General features: G+C 42.2%; 13 protein-coding genes. 4 read left to right on the top strand and 9 right to left on the bottom strand.

Translation table 11 applies throughout. The features are described from left to right. Positions 1-306: 306 nt before the first annotated feature. The 4 genes from recA to BLS59_RS26050 form a co-directional block, all read right to left on the bottom strand. On the bottom strand, positions 307-1,326 hold the full coding sequence (gene recA / locus BLS59_RS26065) for a recombinase RecA (RefSeq protein ID WP_091154910.1): 1,020 nt from the start codon (positions 1,324-1,326) through the stop codon (positions 307-309). A gap of 158 nt (positions 1,327-1,484) precedes the next feature. Further along, entirely contained in the window at positions 1,485-2,249 is a 765-nt protein-coding gene (gene nth / locus BLS59_RS26060; protein WP_091154853.1) for an endonuclease III, read from the bottom strand. A 269-nt stretch (positions 2,250-2,518) separates the two neighbouring features. Further along, positions 2,519-2,713 carry a hypothetical protein gene (locus BLS59_RS26055; protein WP_091154850.1) on the bottom strand — a complete coding sequence of 65 codons (195 nt, stop codon included), beginning with the start codon at positions 2,711-2,713 and terminating at the stop codon, positions 2,519-2,521. 236 nt (positions 2,714-2,949) lie between these two features. Further along, entirely contained in the window at positions 2,950-3,534 is a 585-nt protein-coding gene (locus BLS59_RS26050; RefSeq protein WP_091154847.1) for an RNA polymerase sigma factor, read from the bottom strand. Between the two features lie 509 nt (positions 3,535-4,043). Here BLS59_RS26050 and uvrA point away from each other — a divergent pair. Then, positions 4,044-6,956 carry an excinuclease ABC subunit UvrA gene (gene uvrA / locus BLS59_RS26045; protein ID WP_091154843.1) on the top strand — a complete coding sequence of 971 codons (2,913 nt, stop codon included), beginning with the start codon at positions 4,044-4,046 and terminating at the stop codon, positions 6,954-6,956. Positions 6,957-7,189: 233 nt separating this feature from the next. Further along, the gene (locus tag BLS59_RS26040; protein WP_091154841.1) at positions 7,190-7,756 is read left to right on the top strand and encodes an REP-associated tyrosine transposase; all 567 of its coding nucleotides are present in this window, start codon (positions 7,190-7,192) and stop codon (positions 7,754-7,756) included. Between the two features lie 105 nt (positions 7,757-7,861). Here the strand turns inward: BLS59_RS26040 and BLS59_RS26035 are convergent, their stop codons facing one another. The 3 genes from BLS59_RS26035 to BLS59_RS26025 form a co-directional block, all read right to left on the bottom strand. Next, positions 7,862-8,257 (bottom strand): hypothetical protein, encoded by a 396-nt coding sequence (locus BLS59_RS26035; RefSeq protein WP_091154838.1) that lies wholly within the window; start codon positions 8,255-8,257, stop codon positions 7,862-7,864. Between the two features lie 181 nt (positions 8,258-8,438). After that, entirely contained in the window at positions 8,439-10,706 is a 2,268-nt protein-coding gene (locus BLS59_RS26030) for an aconitate hydratase (protein ID WP_091154834.1), read from the bottom strand. 409 nt (positions 10,707-11,115) lie between these two features. Beyond that, positions 11,116-11,736, bottom strand: coding sequence for a polysaccharide deacetylase family protein (locus tag BLS59_RS26025; protein WP_091154906.1), 621 nt, complete (start codon positions 11,734-11,736; stop codon positions 11,116-11,118). A gap of 95 nt (positions 11,737-11,831) precedes the next feature. Between BLS59_RS26025 and BLS59_RS26020 the strand changes: the two genes are divergently transcribed. Together BLS59_RS26020 and BLS59_RS26015 are read left to right on the top strand one after the other, a co-directional pair. Beyond that, positions 11,832-13,277, top strand: coding sequence for a TolC family protein (locus tag BLS59_RS26020; protein ID WP_091154902.1), 1,446 nt, complete (start codon positions 11,832-11,834; stop codon positions 13,275-13,277). A 99-nt stretch (positions 13,278-13,376) separates the two neighbouring features. Then, positions 13,377-14,726 carry an efflux RND transporter periplasmic adaptor subunit gene (locus BLS59_RS26015; protein WP_091154831.1) on the top strand — a complete coding sequence of 450 codons (1,350 nt, stop codon included), beginning with the start codon at positions 13,377-13,379 and terminating at the stop codon, positions 14,724-14,726. A gap of 207 nt (positions 14,727-14,933) precedes the next feature. On the opposite strand, the gene BLS59_RS26010 is transcribed toward BLS59_RS26015, so the two are convergent. Together BLS59_RS26010 and BLS59_RS26005 are read right to left on the bottom strand one after the other, a co-directional pair. Continuing rightward, a complete protein-coding gene (locus BLS59_RS26010; RefSeq protein WP_091154828.1) occupies positions 14,934-15,764 on the bottom strand; it encodes a type 1 glutamine amidotransferase in 831 nt (276 codons plus the stop codon). Positions 15,765-15,971: 207 nt separating this feature from the next. Further along, positions 15,972-17,069 carry a carboxylate-amine ligase gene (locus tag BLS59_RS26005; RefSeq protein ID WP_091154825.1) on the bottom strand — a complete coding sequence of 366 codons (1,098 nt, stop codon included), beginning with the start codon at positions 17,067-17,069 and terminating at the stop codon, positions 15,972-15,974. Positions 17,070-17,148 lie beyond the last annotated feature (79 nt).

Raw genomic sequence — 17,148 nt, 5'->3', positions numbered from 1 at the left:
TAGTGATTTATTACGCTGTGATGAGGATAGGCGGTAACGGATCTTATGTTTTGCCGCTTTGTCAATTGCGAGCGTAGCGTGGCAATCCTATAGGATGGTTGGTACACTTTGGGGAGAGCGTATGATGAGATTGCCACGCTACGCTCGCAATGACAAAGTAGTGAGGTTTTACAATCCATATATCAGTCCTTTTGCGTATCCAATTTTGCCAAAAAAACTATTAAAAACAAACAGCCCTCCAAGTGGAGGGCCGTTTGTCTTTATATTATAAATCCGAAATTAAACTTCCGATATCCGAAATCAAAATTATACTTCGGCTAAATGATCGCCGGTTACGGTTGCTTTGATCTTGACTTCCAGTTCTTCCATTAATTCGGGGTTATCCAATATTAATTGTTTAACCGCATCACGACCCTGGCCTAAGCGGGTTTCGCCATAGCTAAACCATGAGCCTGCTTTTTTAATGATGTTGTATTCAACACCCAGGTCAATGATCTCACCAGCTTTGGAAATGCCTTCGCCAAACATAATATCAAACTCGGCAATACGGAACGGCGGTGCAACTTTATTTTTAACAATTTTTACCTTAACACGGTTACCTGAAACCTCGTCGGTATCTTTAATTTGTGATATACGGCGTACATCTAAACGTACCGAAGCGTAAAATTTAAGGGCGTTACCACCGGTAGTAGTTTCGGGATTACCGAACATTACACCAATTTTATCGCGCAGCTGGTTAATGAAAATACAGCAGCATCCGGTTTTGCTGATGGTACCGGTTAACTTACGTAAAGCCTGCGACATTAAACGTGCATGTAAACCCATTTTTGAGTCGCCCATTTCACCTTCAATTTCGGCTTTGGGTACTAAGGCAGCAACAGAGTCAATAACAAGGATATCAATTGCACCCGAACGGATAAGATTATCGGCAATTTCCAAAGCCTGCTCACCGTTATCGGGTTGGGAGATCAGTAGGTTCTCTACATCAACGCCTAATTTTTTAGCATAAAAACGATCAAAAGCGTGCTCCGCATCAATAAAGGCAGCTATACCACCTTTTTTTTGCGATTCGGCAATGGCATGGATAGCTAAAGTGGTTTTACCTGATGATTCCGGGCCATATATTTCAATAACCCTGCCTTTTGGTAAACCGCCTACACCTAATGCAATATCCAACCCTAATGATCCGGTTGATATTACTTCAGTAGCTTCAATAACAGAATCGCCCAGTTTCATAATGGTGCCTTTTCCGTATGATTTTTCAAGCTTATCTAATGTAAGCTGCAGCGCTTTTAATTTATCTGAATTGTTTTTATCTGTGCTCATCTTCTTGTTATGTTCAACAAATATAAATGTTTTATTTAATAATACTAATTTTTTTAGTAATTTATTTTTTATTATAAATGTCATGCTGAACGTAGTGAAGAATCTATTGTACGCTGCGAATGTCGGTGATTAGATTCTTCGTGCCTCAGAATGACAAATCACTCCTCACTGTTCCCCGCACTGCGTTTCTTCAGCTCTTTGCTGATCTTATTAAGCGCGGTTTTCTTTTTGGCCTCTTTGGCTTTTTTAACTTTGGCGGCTTCGGCCTTTAGCAGCGCCGTTTCGGTGTTATTGCGTTCATAATAGCGGCAAAACCACGTTAGCGGACAAATTTCGCATTTGGGGTTGCGGGCCACACATATATAACGGCCATGCAGTATAAGCCAGTGATGGGCCACACCTATATATTCTTTAGGGATATGCTGGGTTAACTGTTTTTCAACGGCAAGTGGTGTGGTGGCATTATTGGTGAGCCCTATACGGTTGGCCACCCTAAATACATGCGTATCTACCGCCATGGCCGGTTCTTCAAAAATTACCGAGGCTATAACATTGGCTGTTTTACGGCCAACACCCGGCATTTTCTGCAGGTTATCTATACCTGATGGTACCTCGCTGTTAAAAACCTCGACCAGCATTTTGCCCATACCTACTAAATGCTTGGCCTTATTATTAGGATAGCTCACGCTGCGTATGTAGGTAAAAACTTCTTCGGGGGTAGATGCCGCCAAGGCCTCCGGCGTGGGGAAACGTTCAAATAGTTTGGGGGTAACCTGGTTAATACGCTTATCTGTACATTGCGCCGATAGGATAACCGCTACCAATAACTCAAACGGATTGCCATAATGAAGTTCGGTAACAGGGTTGGGTTGGTTTTTAGAAAAGTAGTCAACAAAATGGCGGTAACGGTCGGCTTTTAGCATTTTTAGTTCATTGGTTCATTAGTTCACCAGTTCATTGGTATTTGTACGCGTGATAAGTATCGCACTAGCCATATTTACCACTGTAAAATTATCATAAATTATTCGCTGTAAAAATATCGAACTATCCACCAATGAACAAATGAACCAGTGAACCGGATAAAAAATAGAAAGGTTCATAAATCATTTATTGGGTTTTGGATTTATGCTGTTTTATCAGCACCAACCGTATCAACAATTATGATCTATGAACCAGTGGGTTTGGCAAATGCTTAGCGTAAGCTTTTTGAGTAATCGAGTATCTGGTGTATGGTTTGTAATTTGGGTTTCCTGTTCAACAGGTCCAAATCGGCACGAATTGAATTGTAAAATATCACTTCGTCGGCATCCAGATTTTCTTGGGCATTCTCGTTCATCTGAGCTTGATTAGCAATTCCATTTAACGTTTTTGTAAAGGTTTCATCCATAAGCTTTTTTACTATAAATTTTATACGATTTATAACGGTGGCTTAAAGATAATATTTTGTTAAATGAAAATTAAATGAAATTTTTTATTTGATCAGCAGATTATTAACAATTAAGTCATTGAATGAAAGGATTATAATTATTTTATAATACGTATTAATAAGGAAGCAGATTAATTACTAATTAATCTGCTTCCTTATATGAATGATTTAATACCTATGAAATAGTGAGCTAACAGCTAATTTTTGAGGCTCATTTCTTTGCTTTGCATCATTTTGCGCAGGTTGTTAAGAGCGTAACGCATACGGCCAAGGGCGGTGTTAATGCTTACCTCGGTTATATCGGCAATTTCTTTAAAGCTCATATCACCAAAGTGGCGCATAATAAGTACTTCCTTTTGCTCTGATGGTAAAAGCTGTATGAGCGATTTAAGATCTTTGTGGGTTTGCTCGCGTACCATTTTATCCTCGGTACTTTCGTCGTAATTACCCAATACCTCAAAAATATCGAAGTCGTCGCCATTGTTGATCATCGGCGCACGTTTTTCACGGCGGAAATGATCAATCACCAGGTTATGCGCAATGCGGGTTACCCAAGGCAAAAACTTACCTTCTTCGTTATATTTTCCGGCTTTTAGGGTATTAATCACTTTTATAAAAGTATCCTGAAAAATATCTTCTGCAAGGTATTCGTCCTTCACCAGTAAATAAATAGAGGTGTATATTTTAGATTGATAACGTCTGATCAATTCTACCAGCCCCGCTTCATCACCGGCAATGTATAGATGGATTAGATCCTGATCACTTTTCAATTGAAAATCCATAGAAAGTACTACTTAAACTTAATTTTTAGTTAAAAACGTATGAAGTAAAGTGTATTCTATAGTATGCTCCTTAGGGGTTTGAAAAATCGTTACTTCAAATAAAACAATTTCTGCGCTAAAAAACAAATTATATTTTTTTATTTACTTCTGTTTATCAGGTTGATTGGGATAATTTAAGGCCTTGCCATTAATTATTTTGATACTTATGGTTTAGACGATTTGGATACACTAAGGTTTAATGCGCACCTAAATAAATGTTACAACCTGTACATCTGAAAAAGCTCTGTAAATTACTAAAAGTCAATAAACTGTAAACTCGGCTAAATAAATACTTAAAATGCCGTAAACAATTGAAACCGATTTGGATACTGCTAAATATTTTAGGATTTTTGCATTCGCAAAAAAGTTCATAGATAATAGATCATAGTTCATGGTACAGGTTTTGCCGTATCAACTAATTAGCTAATGGCTATGATCAATGAGCCATGAACCATGAACTAATTTGAAGAATGAGCAAAGAAGCAGAAAAAGATCCGCAGAAACATATTATTATAAAGGGTGCCAAGGTACATAATCTTAAAAATATGGATGTGGCCATCCCTAAAAACAAGCTGGTTGTAGTAACAGGCATGTCGGGTTCGGGCAAATCATCCCTGGCGTTTGATACGCTTTATGCCGAAGGTCAGCGCCGTTATGTAGAAAGCCTTTCCTCATACGCCCGCCAGTTTTTGGGCCGTATGAACAAGCCCGATGTTGATTATATTAAAGGTATTGCCCCCGCTATAGCTATTGAGCAAAAGGTAATTACCTCCAATCCGCGTTCAACTGTAGGTACATCTACAGAAATTTACGATTACCTTAAGCTGCTGTTTTCGCGCATTGGTAAAACTATTTCGCCGGTATCAGGGCTTATCGTTAAAAAAGATTCTGTTACCGATGTGGTGAACTTTATCCTGTCGCAACCCAACGAAACACAGGTTACCATATTAGCACCATTATATCCGCATAACAACCGCAGCTTAAAAGAAGAGCTTGCCGTGTTAATGCAAAAAGGTTTTGTAAGGGTAGAGTTTAATGGCAAGCTTTCAAAAATTGAAGCGCTGCTGGAAGATGAAACCATCGAAAATACGTCGTTAGTGGCCGAAGTGCATGGCGAGAAGAAGGTCAAAGGCAAAAAGCTGAAAGCCGAAAGCGAAGAACCTACTACAGAAGAACCTGCAGTACTTACCCAGTATCCGGGCGTTAGAATAGTGATTGACCGGGTAAGCAAAAGCGAAGAGGACGAAACCGTTAGCCGTTTAGGCGATTCTATCCAAACAGCGTTTTTTGAAGGCAAAGGCGATTGCTATGTACGTTACCAGGAACCCGATGCTGAGAGCGAAAAAGAACGCTTTTTCTGCGATCGTTTTGAGTTGGACGGGATTAAGTTTGAAGAGCCAACACCTAATTTCTTCAGCTTTAACAATCCTTACGGTGCCTGTAAAAAATGCGAGGGCTACGGCAAGGTGATTGGTATTGATGAGGATCTGGTGATCCCGGATAAAAGTAAAAGTATTTACGAAGGTGCCATTGCCCCCTGGCGCGGCGAAAAAATGCGCGAATGGAATGATAACCTGGTAAGGAATGCCCTTAAATTTGATTTTCCTATCCATCGCCAGTACAATCAGCTTACAGCCAAGGAGCAAAAACTGCTGTGGACCGGCAATAAATATTTCCGCGGACTTGATGAATTTTTCAAGGAGATGGAAGCGCAAACCTATAAAATTCAATATAGGGTTATGCTATCGCGCTACAGGGGTAAAACCACTTGTCCTGAGTGCAAGGGGAGCCGCCTGCGCATGGATGCATCTTATGTAAAAATCAACGAGCGTTCCATTACCGATGTGGTTTTGATGCCGCTGGATAAGGCACTGGATTTTTTCCAGGGATTGCAGTTGAACGAAACCGATGCGAAAGTGGGTAAGCGCCTGCTGATGGAAATTACCAACCGCCTGGTGTTTTTAAATGATGTTGGCTTAAGTTATTTAACCCTTAACCGTTTATCAAATACCCTGTCGGGCGGCGAATCGCAGCGTATTAATCTCGCTACCTCATTGGGCAGCAGCCTGGTGGGTTCGGTATACGTGCTGGATGAACCAAGCATTGGTCTGCACCCGCGCGATACACAGCGCCTCATCAGTGTACTTAAATCGCTGCGCGACGTAGGTAATACGGTGTTGGTAGTGGAGCACGAAGAAGAGATCATGAAAGCTGCCGACCACATTATTGATATTGGCCCGGAGGCAGGTACACATGGCGGCGAGCTGATATTTACCGGTACTTATGAGGAGATCATAAAAGACGATAATAGTTTAACAGGTCGTTACCTGAGCGGTAAGGAAGAAATTGCCATTCCCGCAACCCGCCGCAAATGGAACGATTATATTGAAATAAAAGGTGGTCGCGAGAATAACCTGCAACACGTTGATGCTAAATTTCCATTGGGTGTGTTAACCGTGGTTACGGGCGTATCCGGCTCCGGGAAAACAAGTTTGGTTAAGCGTATCCTGGCGCCTGCCCTGCAAAAAACGCTGGGTAATTACTCGGGCGAGCAAACAGGTTCGTATGATAGCATTGAGGGCGATTACGCTAAAATTGAACAGGTAGAAATGGTTGATCAAAATCCTATCGGCCGTTCATCGCGTTCAAACCCGGTTACTTATGTAAAGGCCTGGGATGAGATTCGTAACCTGTATGCTTCGCAGCCGGTAGCTAAGGCAGCGGGCTTAAAACCATCGGCATTTTCTTTTAACGTAGAGGGGGGGCGTTGTGATGTTTGCCAGGGCGAAGGCGAAGTGAAAATAGAGATGCAATTTATGGCAGATATTTTCCTGACCTGCGAAACCTGCGGCGGTAACCGTTTTAAACAGCACATCCTTGATGTTACCTACAACGAAAAGAATGTAGCCGAAGTACTGCACATGACCATTGACGAAGGCCTTGAGTTTTTTGCCAAAGAGCCAAAGATCATCGCCAAAATAAAACCTTTGGTTGAGGTTGGTTTGGGCTATGTGCAATTGGGACAGTCGTCAAACACCCTTTCGGGCGGCGAGGCGCAGCGTATTAAGCTGGCATCCTTCCTGGTTAAGGGAAATAATACCCATAAAACGCTGTTCATTTTTGATGAGCCAACAACAGGTTTGCATTTTGCCGATATTAAAAAGCTGCTGAAATCATTTGATGCGCTGCTTGATCATGGCAATACCATCATTGTTATTGAACACAACATGGACGTTATTAAATGTGCCGACTGGGTTATAGACATCGGCCCCGAAGGTGGCGACCGCGGTGGTAAAGTTGTTTTTGAAGGCGTACCCGAAGCCCTCATAAAAGAAAAGAAATCACACACCGGTCATTATTTAAAAGAGCGGTTCGGTAAATAAGTTGATAGATATTAGAGCCCTTCGTGTTTACGAAGGGCTTTTTTTGTAGAATATCCTTGCGTTTTACCCTTGCGCTCGTTTTTAACGAGTGCTTAACGTGTTTTAGCGATTGTATCGCCTCTTATTTAATCTTCCCTTGCGCTCGTTTTTAACGAGTGCTTAACATGTTTTAGCGATTGCATCGCTTTTTATTTAACCTCAAATAAGTATTTTAGCCAAAACCTTAAATCGTCATGTCGGATCAATACCGCGTTCGGAATCTTGAAGAAATCTACTTTGTTACCTTCACTATTGTAGACTGGATAGATGTTTTTACAAGACCTGTTTATAAGCAATTAATAATTGATTCGCTTGCTTATTGTCAACAACAAAAAGGACTTGAAATTTATGCCTATTGTTTAATGAGCAATCACTTACATTTACTCGTATCGGCCCGGCATCCAAATAAACTGACCGATATTATTCGCGATTTTAAAAAGCATACCAATAAGCAACTTATAAAGTTAATAACCGACGAAGATGAGAGCCGTAAAGAGTGGATGATTTTCCGTTTTCAATATCATGCAACATATAACAGCCGGATACAGGATTACAAGGTTTGGCAGGATGGATATCATGGAATAGCCTGCGACACTATCCAAATCCTTTCGCAAAAATTAGACTATATCCATAATAATCCTGTAAGAGCTGGGATAGTTGCATCTCCCGAACATTACTTATACAGCTCTGCAGCAACTTATGCAGGCGAAAAAGGATTAATAGATATAATATTAATTGATACTGGTTTTGGTGTTGTATAAAACTTGTTTAAATAGGCGCAAGTAGAAGCGTTGCAAACGCTAAGACATATTAAGCACTCGTTACAAACGAGCGCAAGTAATAGATTTAAGTGTCCCAAACGCAGCCTATTTGTTTTGCTCAATTTTAATTTCTTTATTATCGAACTCAACGGTAAATGATACCTTATCTTCCACGGCTTTACCTGTGTCAGCATCTAAAGCCGGTTTCCAGGCGGGCGCAGCCTTGATCAAGGATCTTAATGTAACCACAAAGTTATTTTCGGCAATGGTACCACCACCAAACTGACGCATGATAAGCGGTTTGGTTAATATGCCATCGGCAGATATGGTACTGGTGTAAACCAGTTTGGTTATACTAAGATCAGATGGTGCAATGCGTTTTATTTGAAGTGTTAAAGAATCAGTAAAAGCAGTAGTTATTATCGGGGTCGTTTTGTTGGTTTGCGCAAAGGTCAGTGTCGTTATCAAACAAACACAAAAAGTAGTTATAAATTTTTTCATAAACAAAGCGAGAATTTGATAGCTAAGTTATGTCACCAGATGGCTGTAAGCAAATAATTTGAAGGTCAATGTGAAATATCAGACCGTAGTTTTGGAATAAATATCGTTCAAAAACAACCAACAAAAAAGCCTCCCCAAAATTGGGAAGGCTTTCAGTTTTAACCTTTCGGTTTTTAGCTAATTAAGATACCATTTGCTTGCGGATGATGTTCAGCGCGCCGCCTGCTTTAAACCACTCAATTTGCTGAGCGTTGTAAGTATGGTTAACCGGGAACGAATCAACAGAACCATCTTTGTGGTTTAACACAACGGTTAACTGCTGGCCTGGGGCAAACGTTGTTAAGCCGGTAATGTCGATAACATCGTCCTCTTGTATTTTATCATAGTCGTTGGTATCGGCAAAGGTGATACCAAGCATGCCTTGTTTTTTAAGGTTGGTTTCGTGGATACGGGCAAATGATTTTACCAGTATGGCACGTACACCTAAGTGGCGGGGTTCCATTGCCGCGTGCTCGCGTGATGAACCTTCGCCATAGTTTTCGTCGCCAACAACTATTGATCCAATGCCATGCGCTTTGTAATCGCGCTGGGTAGCCGGTACAGGGCCATATTCGCCGGTTAGTTCATTTTTAACGCTATCGGCAGTATTGTTAAAGTAGTTGATAGCACCGATAAGCATATTGTTTGATATGTTATCCAAATGACCACGGAACTTTAACCACGGACCAGCCATAGAAATATGGTCGGTAGTACATTTGCCTTTAGCTTTTATCAAAAGTTTCAGACCTTTAATGTCGGTACCTTCCCATGCGGCAAACGGTGCCAGCAATTGCAGGCGTGATGATTTTGGATCAACCAAAACTTCCACCTTGCTGCCATCTTCGGCAGGGGCCTGGTAGCCGGCATCTTCAACAGCATAGCCTTTAACCGGCATTTCAATACCTTGTGGTTCATCAAACTTCACCTGCTCACCGTTTTCGTTGGTAAGGGTATCAGTAAGCGGGTTAAAGGTAAGATCACCTGCAATAGCAAAAGCTGTTACAATTTCTGGCGAAGCTACGAATGCGTGGGTATTAGGGTTACCATCCTGACGTTTAGCGAAGTTACGGTTAAACGATGTGATGATAGAGTTTTTGCGGGTAGGATCGTCGGTATGACGTGCCCACTGACCAATACACGGACCGCAAGCATTTGCCAATACCACACCGCCCATTTGAGCGAATGTATCAAGGTAGCCATCACGGTCAACCGTGTAACGTACCAGTTCAGATCCTGGGGTGATGGTAAACTCGGCTTTGCTGATCAGCTTTTTATCGATAGCCTGTTTAGCTATAGAAGCAGAACGGGTAATATCTTCGTATGAGGAGTTGGTACAAGAACCAATCAAACCAACCTCTAATTTAGCAGGCCAGTTATTTTCTCTAACCGCGGTAGCAAATTTAGAGATAGGCCATGCCAGATCCGGAGTGAAGGGACCATTTACATGCGGCTCAAGTTCAGATAAGTTGATCTCGATAACCTGATCGAAATATTGCTCAGGGTTGGCGTAAACCTCGTCATCACCGGTCAAGTGTTCGGCAATGGCGTTGGCAAGTTCGGCAATATCACCGCGTTTTGTACCTGTAAGGTAAGCAGCAATTTTTTCATCATACCCGAAGATAGATGTAGTAGCGCCAATTTCGGCACCCATGTTACAGATGGTACCTTTTCCGGTTGCAGAAAGTGAACGGGCACCTTCGCCAAAATATTCAACAATAGCACCTGTACCACCTTTTACAGTAAGGATACCGGCAACTTTAAGTATAACGTCTTTAGCAGATGTCCAACCAGATAATTTTCCGGTTAATTTAACACCAATAAGTTTAGGGAATTTAAGCTCCCATGGTAAGCCGGCCATAACATCGCAGGCATCGGCGCCGCCAACACCAATAGCAACCATACCTAAACCACCTGCGTTAGGCGTATGCGAATCGGTACCGATCATCATACCGCCCGGGAAGGCGTAGTTTTCAAGCACAACCTGGTGAATGATACCTGCACCTGCTTTCCAGAAACCAATACCATATTTATCAGATACCGAAGCAAGAAAGTCGTAAACCTCACGGTTAACGTCAACCGCAGTACTTAAATCTGCAACAGCGCCAACTTTGGCTTGTATAAGGTGATCGCAATGTACGGTAGATGGTACCGCAACCTGCGGACGGCCAGCTTGCATGAACTGTAACAGCGCCATTTGCGCGGTAGCATCCTGCATGGCCACGCGGTCTGGTGCAAAATCAACATAATCCACACCACGGCCAAATGCTGCTTTAGCATCGCCTTCGGAAAGGTGGGCGTATAATATTTTTTCGGTTAAAGTAAGGTGTTTACCAGTCGCTTTGCGGGCAGCATCCACACGGGTGCTGTAGCGGTCGTAAACTTTTTTGATCATATCTAAATCAAAAGCCATTTGTATTTGATTTTTAGGTGAAAGTAAAAGAATTGACACTAAACCCGTTATCCGGATGTAGTGCGGCGAATTTACAAAAATTACACCTAAATGCTGTCAGCCAATTGTGTAAATGTTATTTGGAGATATTCTAAATAGGGAGAATGGGAGTTGGCGGTTGACGGTTTGCAGTTAGCATTGGGTTGATTGTCTGAACCGGGATTAAAACAGATTAAGGGATTGCCGGGATTTTATTGAGTAATGGAAATTTATAGATTAAAAAGATTTTAAAATCAATCCAACAAATACTTTAATCTGTAAATCTGCTTAATCCTGGTTCAGACAAAGCGTTAGCGATAGGAGCGGATACCAGCCCGTGAATAAGGCCTTGTGCAGTATGAGCGTATAGCGCGGGCCGAAGGTAACTCCATCAACTCATCACCCCAAACTCATACCCCTCCTTACTCCATACCTCCATTGCTCTTGGTAAAACATACTCCAACCGGTCAAATGCTTTAAGGCTATCATGGAAAACAATGATGGAGCCGGGTTGAGTATGTTTCAGTACATTTTTGAGGCAGGCTTCGGGTTTCAGGTTGATATCGAAATCGCCGCTGAGCACATCCCACATAATGATCTTCAGATCGGGACGGGCAGTTTTAAGGTCTTTTATCTGCTGCTTTTTGATGCGGCCGTAAGGGGGGCGAAACAGCGGGGTATTCAACTGCTTATCGGCCAGTAAAAAATTCTCGAGGTAGGTTTTGTTATCGGTTTTCCAGCCTTTTAAATGATTGTAGGTGTGGTTGCCTATGGTGTGGCCGTCATCAATTACCTGTTTAAAAACATCGGGGTGCTTGCTTACATTGTCGCCGATGCAAAAAAAAGTGGCTTTGGCATTGTATTGTTTTAAAATATTTAACACAAATGGTGTAACAATTGGTATGGGTCCATCGTCAAAAGTGAGATAAATGCAACGGTTAGGTTGGTTTATGTTCCAAATTAGCTCGGGATAAAGCTTTTTAAGCAGCCGGGGTGTTTTAACCAGGTACATATTCAAAATAAAAGTAAGATGTTTGATATTACAGTTAACAAAAATCAGCATTGCAATGTAATCATCAGTTGCTTACCAACGCATACAAAAACTTTATGAAACTAAAATTATCACTACCGGTTAAAACAACGCTTGCCTGCGCCATTATATTTTCGGCAATGGGTTTTAAGGCCCATGCCCAGGAGGTAATAGGACTGCAAAAGGCTGTAGACCTTGCGCTTGACCGTAACCTAACCATTAAGCAATCGCAATTTAGCGAGGCCTTAGCCAATGAGGATTATAAGCAATCAAAATATAACCTGTTGCCAAACCTTACAGCTGGTCCGCAGGCGTCATTTAATTTCGGTCGTAATATTGACCCTTCAACCAATCAGTTCATCAACCAGCGCATTTTTGCGTTAAATGGTAACGTATCTACCCAGATAACTTTGTTCCAGGGCGGGCAATTACGTAACCAGATTATCCAGAACAGGATTTTGCTTGATGCCAATAAATCGGCCACAGCTAAAGCCAAGAATGATTTAATATTGAATGTTGTTACCACCTATCTGTCGGTATTAACCAATCAGGACTTGGTAAAAGCATCACAACAGCAAATAGATGTTTCAAAAATAACTTTAGACAGGGCGCAAAAAAACTTTGATGTGGGTAACCAAACCCTTGCTGATCTGTCGCAGGCTAAAGCATCGGTTTCCACTGCCGAGCTTAACTACACCACTGCCGAAAACCAGTTGGAGCTATCCATATTAACCTTAAAACAGTATATGGAAATGCCGCCAAGTACTGATATTGCTATCGAAAGGCCCGACATCAGCAAAATATCCGACGTTAAAACGTTGTTTAATCCTGAGGATGTTCTAAAAACAGCATTGGCTGTAAACCCTGATGTTTTACTGGCTGAAGTTCAGCAAAAATCATATGAGCAGGCTATAAAAGTAGCGCGTGGTAATTATTACCCAACCATAGTATTATTTGGTCAGGCAGGTTCAAACTATTCAGATGCACGCACCTTGTTTGGCGGGAGTGTAAATACCGGCCAAACACAAGTTATAGGTAAGGTAGACGGAACAAATCAAAACGTTGTTTCTCCAATATATACTGAAAGCTTTTCCAAATATCCTTTCTTTAGACAACTGAGCGATAACTTTAACCAGGCGGTTGGGTTAAGCTTGCAGATACCGATATTCAACAGGTTTACAGCACGTACATCTGTTCGCAAAGCAAAAATACAGGCTGAAAATGCCGCCGTTACCACGCAATTGGCTAAAAATAACTTAAGCAAGATTATTTACCAGGCTGTATGGGATGTGCAGGCGGCACAAAAATCCTATCAATCGGCAACGCAAACGTACAATGCCAATAAGGACGCGTTTAACATTATACAGCAGCGTTATACCGTTGGCCTTGTAAACTCGCTTGATTACAATACATCGTTAACCAATCTTAATAAATCGCAGTTTGATATGATATCGGCACAATACATGGTGATATTCAGGGCCAAAGTGATTGATTATTATCTGGGTAACCCTATAACATTATAAAGGTCGAAATTCCGGAGATACCGGAAGATTTGAAAGAAACTAAACTTAAAACAAAAATAAATCCGAAGTCGAAAACCCGAATTCAGAAATTACAAAGTCATGGGAAAAACTACTAAATATATTTTAATCGCCCTGGGCGTAATAGTTGTATTGCTTATTATTGGCAAAGCGACAGGCATAATTGGCAAACCAGCCCTAACGCAGGTAGCTGTTGAAAAAGCCGACGTGCGGGTAATTAACGAAACGGTATCGGCCAGCGGAAAAATTAAACCCCACATTGAGGTTAAAATAAGCCCCGAAGTATCGGGCGAGGTTGTTGAGTTGCCAATTAAAGAAGGCGACGTGGTTAAAAAAGGCCAGCTGTTGTGTAAAATAAGACCCGACATCTTAAAATCTGGTTATGACCGCGCTATTGCATCGTACAACACTCAAAAAGCAAGCGTAGGCAACTCTGGCCAGATGCTGAAACAAGCCGAAGCCACTTTTACTAACCAGACCGGTATTTTTAAACGTAGCCAGGAGCTTTATAAAAATAAAGTACTTACCATATCTGAGTTTGAAAATGCAAAAGCAGCTTATGAAGGCGCAAAGGCCAGCTATGAAGCAGCCAAGCAAAACGTAATAGGATCGCAATATGGTTTGGCGCAATCACAGGCTTCTGTTAAAGAAGCGCAGGATAACCTTGCCAAAACAACTATTTATTCTCCGGTTGATGGTGTGGTATCTAAACTTTCAATTGAATTGGGCGAGCGTGTTTTAGGAACCCAGCAATTTGCCGGTACCGAGATCATGACCATTAGCGACCTGAGCAAAATGGACGTAAACGTTGATGTGAACGAAAACGACATTAACCGCATTGCTTTGGGCGATTCATCAAATATTGAGATTGACGCTTTTTTAGGTAAGAAATTTACCGGTGTGGTTTCTGAAATAGGAAGCTCGGCCAATGTGGTTGGTACCACTGCCGATCAGGTTACTAACTTTACGGTTAAGGTACGTATCAACGCTGCATCATACGCCGCATTGCTGAAAAAGACAGCCGATAACCCTTCGCCATTCCGCCCGGGATTAACCGCTACTGTTGATATCAATACTAATCAGGCCAAGGCCTTGTCGGTACCCATTCAATCGGTAACTACCCGCGAAGAAAAGAAAGAAAGCAATGGTCCACCTAAAAAGGACGACGATAAAACTAAACCACAGATAACCGCGCCGGTGAAAGAATATGTATTTGTACTTAACGGCAACAAGCTAAAACAGGTACAGGTAACAACAGGCATCCAAAACGATACCTACATCCAGATCTTGAGCGGCCTTAAAGGTGGCGAAGAAGTGGTATCGGCACCATATTCGGCAATTTCAAAAACACTTTCCGATGGTATGGTAATTGAAAAGGTTGATAAATCTAAATTATTCAATACCGATAATAAAGATGCCAAAGGCAATTAACAATAATATACAATTTGAATACAAAGCCGCGGCCAGTTTGGTTGCGGCTTTGTTGTTTTCGGTGATATGCTAGCTTGTCTATTTATAGAAACTTGTCATTGCGAGGAACGAAGCAATCTCACAGGACAAGTTATACACCCAGCACGGTGGAATAGTATGACGAGATTGCCACGCTTCGCTCTCAATGACAACCTTCTTTCTATTACCCTAAACTAACCCCTGCAAATCCATCACGGCCCGGTCTAAAAAATTGGGGATCATGGTTTGTTGTGTGTGGGTTATTTTGTCTGGGTCTGCAAGGCGTTGCAGCATTTCTGCATATTTAACTTCGCCGTGTTCGTTTATTACTTCATCCTTTTTTTCTTCGCGCAAAAGCATCGATCGCATCCCATCGGCATCTGCCTCGGGATGGAACTGCGTGCTGAAAAAGTACGGGTTAAAACGGACAGCCATCATAGCGCGAGGCAGGTCAATGTGCGGGCGCTCTTTTTCAATGGCTACCAGCTGCATCCCCAGTTCTTTAAAGAGGTTTTCATTTGGGTTGATCACCTGCCAGCTGCGCGAATCTACTGCGTAAAACGGATCAGCCAGTCCCTTTAAAATGGGTTCATTGGCACCTGCCGAGGTTTGGTTTACCGGTAATACCCCAAATGAAGGCGAACGACGGGTATTGATATCGCCCAGGTCATATTTAAGGCACATCAGCTGAAAGGAATGACACACAAAAAAAGCGTGCTTTTTATCGGTATTGTTGGATAGGTTATGATCTTCCAGTTTGTCTGTCAGCCTGAAATATTTTTTCTCCCACTCGGTACCTTCAGCCAGCGGACTGCCCGGTCCGCCGCTTGATATATAAATGTCGAAATTGAGGCCGGGCATTTCGCCGCCCCGGCGTACATCGAATATTTTATAGCTTAAATTTAAATCGTGCTGTGCTTTGTACCTGTTTAAAATATCCTGGAAACCGCGCATCCCCTCGTTTGCTATCCCATCGTACAGATCAAGTATTGCTACTTTTATTTCCGGTTTATTTGTCATATACTAAAATACTTTTGTCAATTTTTTAATTTAATGTCATTTCGACGAACTCGTTGGGAGATGTGCGGTTGCCGTGAGGAGAAATCTTATACTTCATGTGCTAAATCTACTATCGTGCATTGCGGGCGTATAAGATTTCTCTTTCGCCCCGGCGCACAATCCACCTTGCTCTATCGAAATGACACTTTTTAAATTTGACTGGGTGGCCTACAATCCCTTTAAAGTTTGCGAAGTTATGTAATCCACCACATCTACAAAGCTACTGTTTTGCTGGTAAATGGCGAGTTGCCTATCGGCGCCGGTGCCATGCTCCAGTATTTTGTGTACGTATTGAAGATCATCGCGCGAGCCAAGTTCATCTACTACATCGTCTACAAAGTCAAGCAGCTCCAAAATCAGCGAGCGGGTGTTCACTTCCATTTCCTTGCCAAAGTCAATCATTTTACCGTCGATACCATAGCGGGCAGCGCGCCATTTGTTTTCGTTGATAAGCGCACGTGAGTAGGTGATGAATTTCATGTTTTGCTGCCTTAGCTTGTACAGCTTTGCACAAAGCGCCTGGAAAAGCGCGGTAAAGGCAATAGTTTCATCAACCAGCATAGGGCAATCACAAATGCGGAATTCGATGGTTTCAAAAAAGGGGTGAACCCGGATATCCCACCAGATCTTCTTGGCGTTATCAATACAGTTGGTTTTTACCAGCAGCTTAATGTAGCTGTCGTACTCTTCAATACTGCTAAAGTAATCGGGGATGCCGGTGCGCGGGAATTTGTCAAACACCTTAGTGCGGAATGATTTAAAGCCCGTATTACGCCCCTCCCAAAATGGCGAATTTGTGGATAAAGCGTAAACATGCGGCAAAAAATATCGCACCTGGTTGGCTATATGAATGGCCATATCCCGAGATTGGATGCCCACATGTACATGCAACCCAAAAATAAGGTTGGATCGGGCGGCCTCCTGCATTTCATCAACAATTTCAAAATACCGCGGATGATCTGTAATAAGCTGGTGCTGCCAGAGTGAAAACGGGTGCGTTCCCGCTGCACCGATGCGCAGGCCAATATCGCCGGCTAACTGGGCTACGGTAGTGCGTAGTTTGCTTACCTCCTTACGGGCCTCCTGCGTGTTTTTGCAAATGTGGGTGCCTACCTCTACAACAGCCTGGTGCATTTCGGCCTTTACCTGATCCTCGTGGATCTTTTGAGCGCTATCCACAATTTTTTGCTCATGTGATTTTAATTCCCTGGTAACAGGGTCAATCACCATAAATTCTTCTTCAACACCTAAGGTAAACTCGTTCATAATTGGTTAGGGGTTATATACACTAATTGTGTTGTCATTTCGAACGAGGTACGAGGAGAAATCTTATGCGGTTTTGCGT

It is taken from the genome of Mucilaginibacter pineti (genome assembly GCF_900101875.1).
Taxonomy (GTDB): domain Bacteria; phylum Bacteroidota; class Bacteroidia; order Sphingobacteriales; family Sphingobacteriaceae; genus Mucilaginibacter; species Mucilaginibacter pineti.
This window is presented reverse-complemented; position numbering and strand designations above follow the sequence as displayed.

What these genes read in the sequence shown, in the direction of transcription:
- recA (WP_091154910.1), bottom strand. Translation starts at nt 1,326, where the DNA reads ATGAGCACAGATAAAAACAATTCAGATAAATTAAAAGCGCTGCAGCTT.
- BLS59_RS26030 (WP_091154834.1), bottom strand. Translation starts at nt 10,706, where the DNA reads ATGGCTTTTGATTTAGATATGATCAAAAAAGTTTACGACCGCTACAGC.
- nth (WP_091154853.1), bottom strand. Translation starts at nt 2,249, where the DNA reads ATGCTAAAAGCCGACCGTTACCGCCATTTTGTTGACTACTTTTCTAAA.
- BLS59_RS26025 (WP_091154906.1), bottom strand. Translation starts at nt 11,736, where the DNA reads ATGTACCTGGTTAAAACACCCCGGCTGCTTAAAAAGCTTTATCCCGAG.
- BLS59_RS26015 (WP_091154831.1), top strand. Translation starts at nt 13,377, where the DNA reads ATGGGAAAAACTACTAAATATATTTTAATCGCCCTGGGCGTAATAGTT.
- BLS59_RS26010 (WP_091154828.1), bottom strand. Translation starts at nt 15,764, where the DNA reads ATGACAAATAAACCGGAAATAAAAGTAGCAATACTTGATCTGTACGAT.
- uvrA (WP_091154843.1), top strand. Translation starts at nt 4,044, where the DNA reads ATGAGCAAAGAAGCAGAAAAAGATCCGCAGAAACATATTATTATAAAG.
- BLS59_RS26040 (WP_091154841.1), top strand. Translation starts at nt 7,190, where the DNA reads ATGTCGGATCAATACCGCGTTCGGAATCTTGAAGAAATCTACTTTGTT.
- BLS59_RS26050 (WP_091154847.1), bottom strand. Translation starts at nt 3,534, where the DNA reads ATGGATTTTCAATTGAAAAGTGATCAGGATCTAATCCATCTATACATT.
- BLS59_RS26055 (WP_091154850.1), bottom strand. Translation starts at nt 2,713, where the DNA reads ATGGATGAAACCTTTACAAAAACGTTAAATGGAATTGCTAATCAAGCT.
- BLS59_RS26005 (WP_091154825.1), bottom strand. Translation starts at nt 17,069, where the DNA reads ATGAACGAGTTTACCTTAGGTGTTGAAGAAGAATTTATGGTGATTGAC.
- BLS59_RS26020 (WP_091154902.1), top strand. Translation starts at nt 11,832, where the DNA reads ATGAAACTAAAATTATCACTACCGGTTAAAACAACGCTTGCCTGCGCC.
- BLS59_RS26035 (WP_091154838.1), bottom strand. Translation starts at nt 8,257, where the DNA reads ATGAAAAAATTTATAACTACTTTTTGTGTTTGTTTGATAACGACACTG.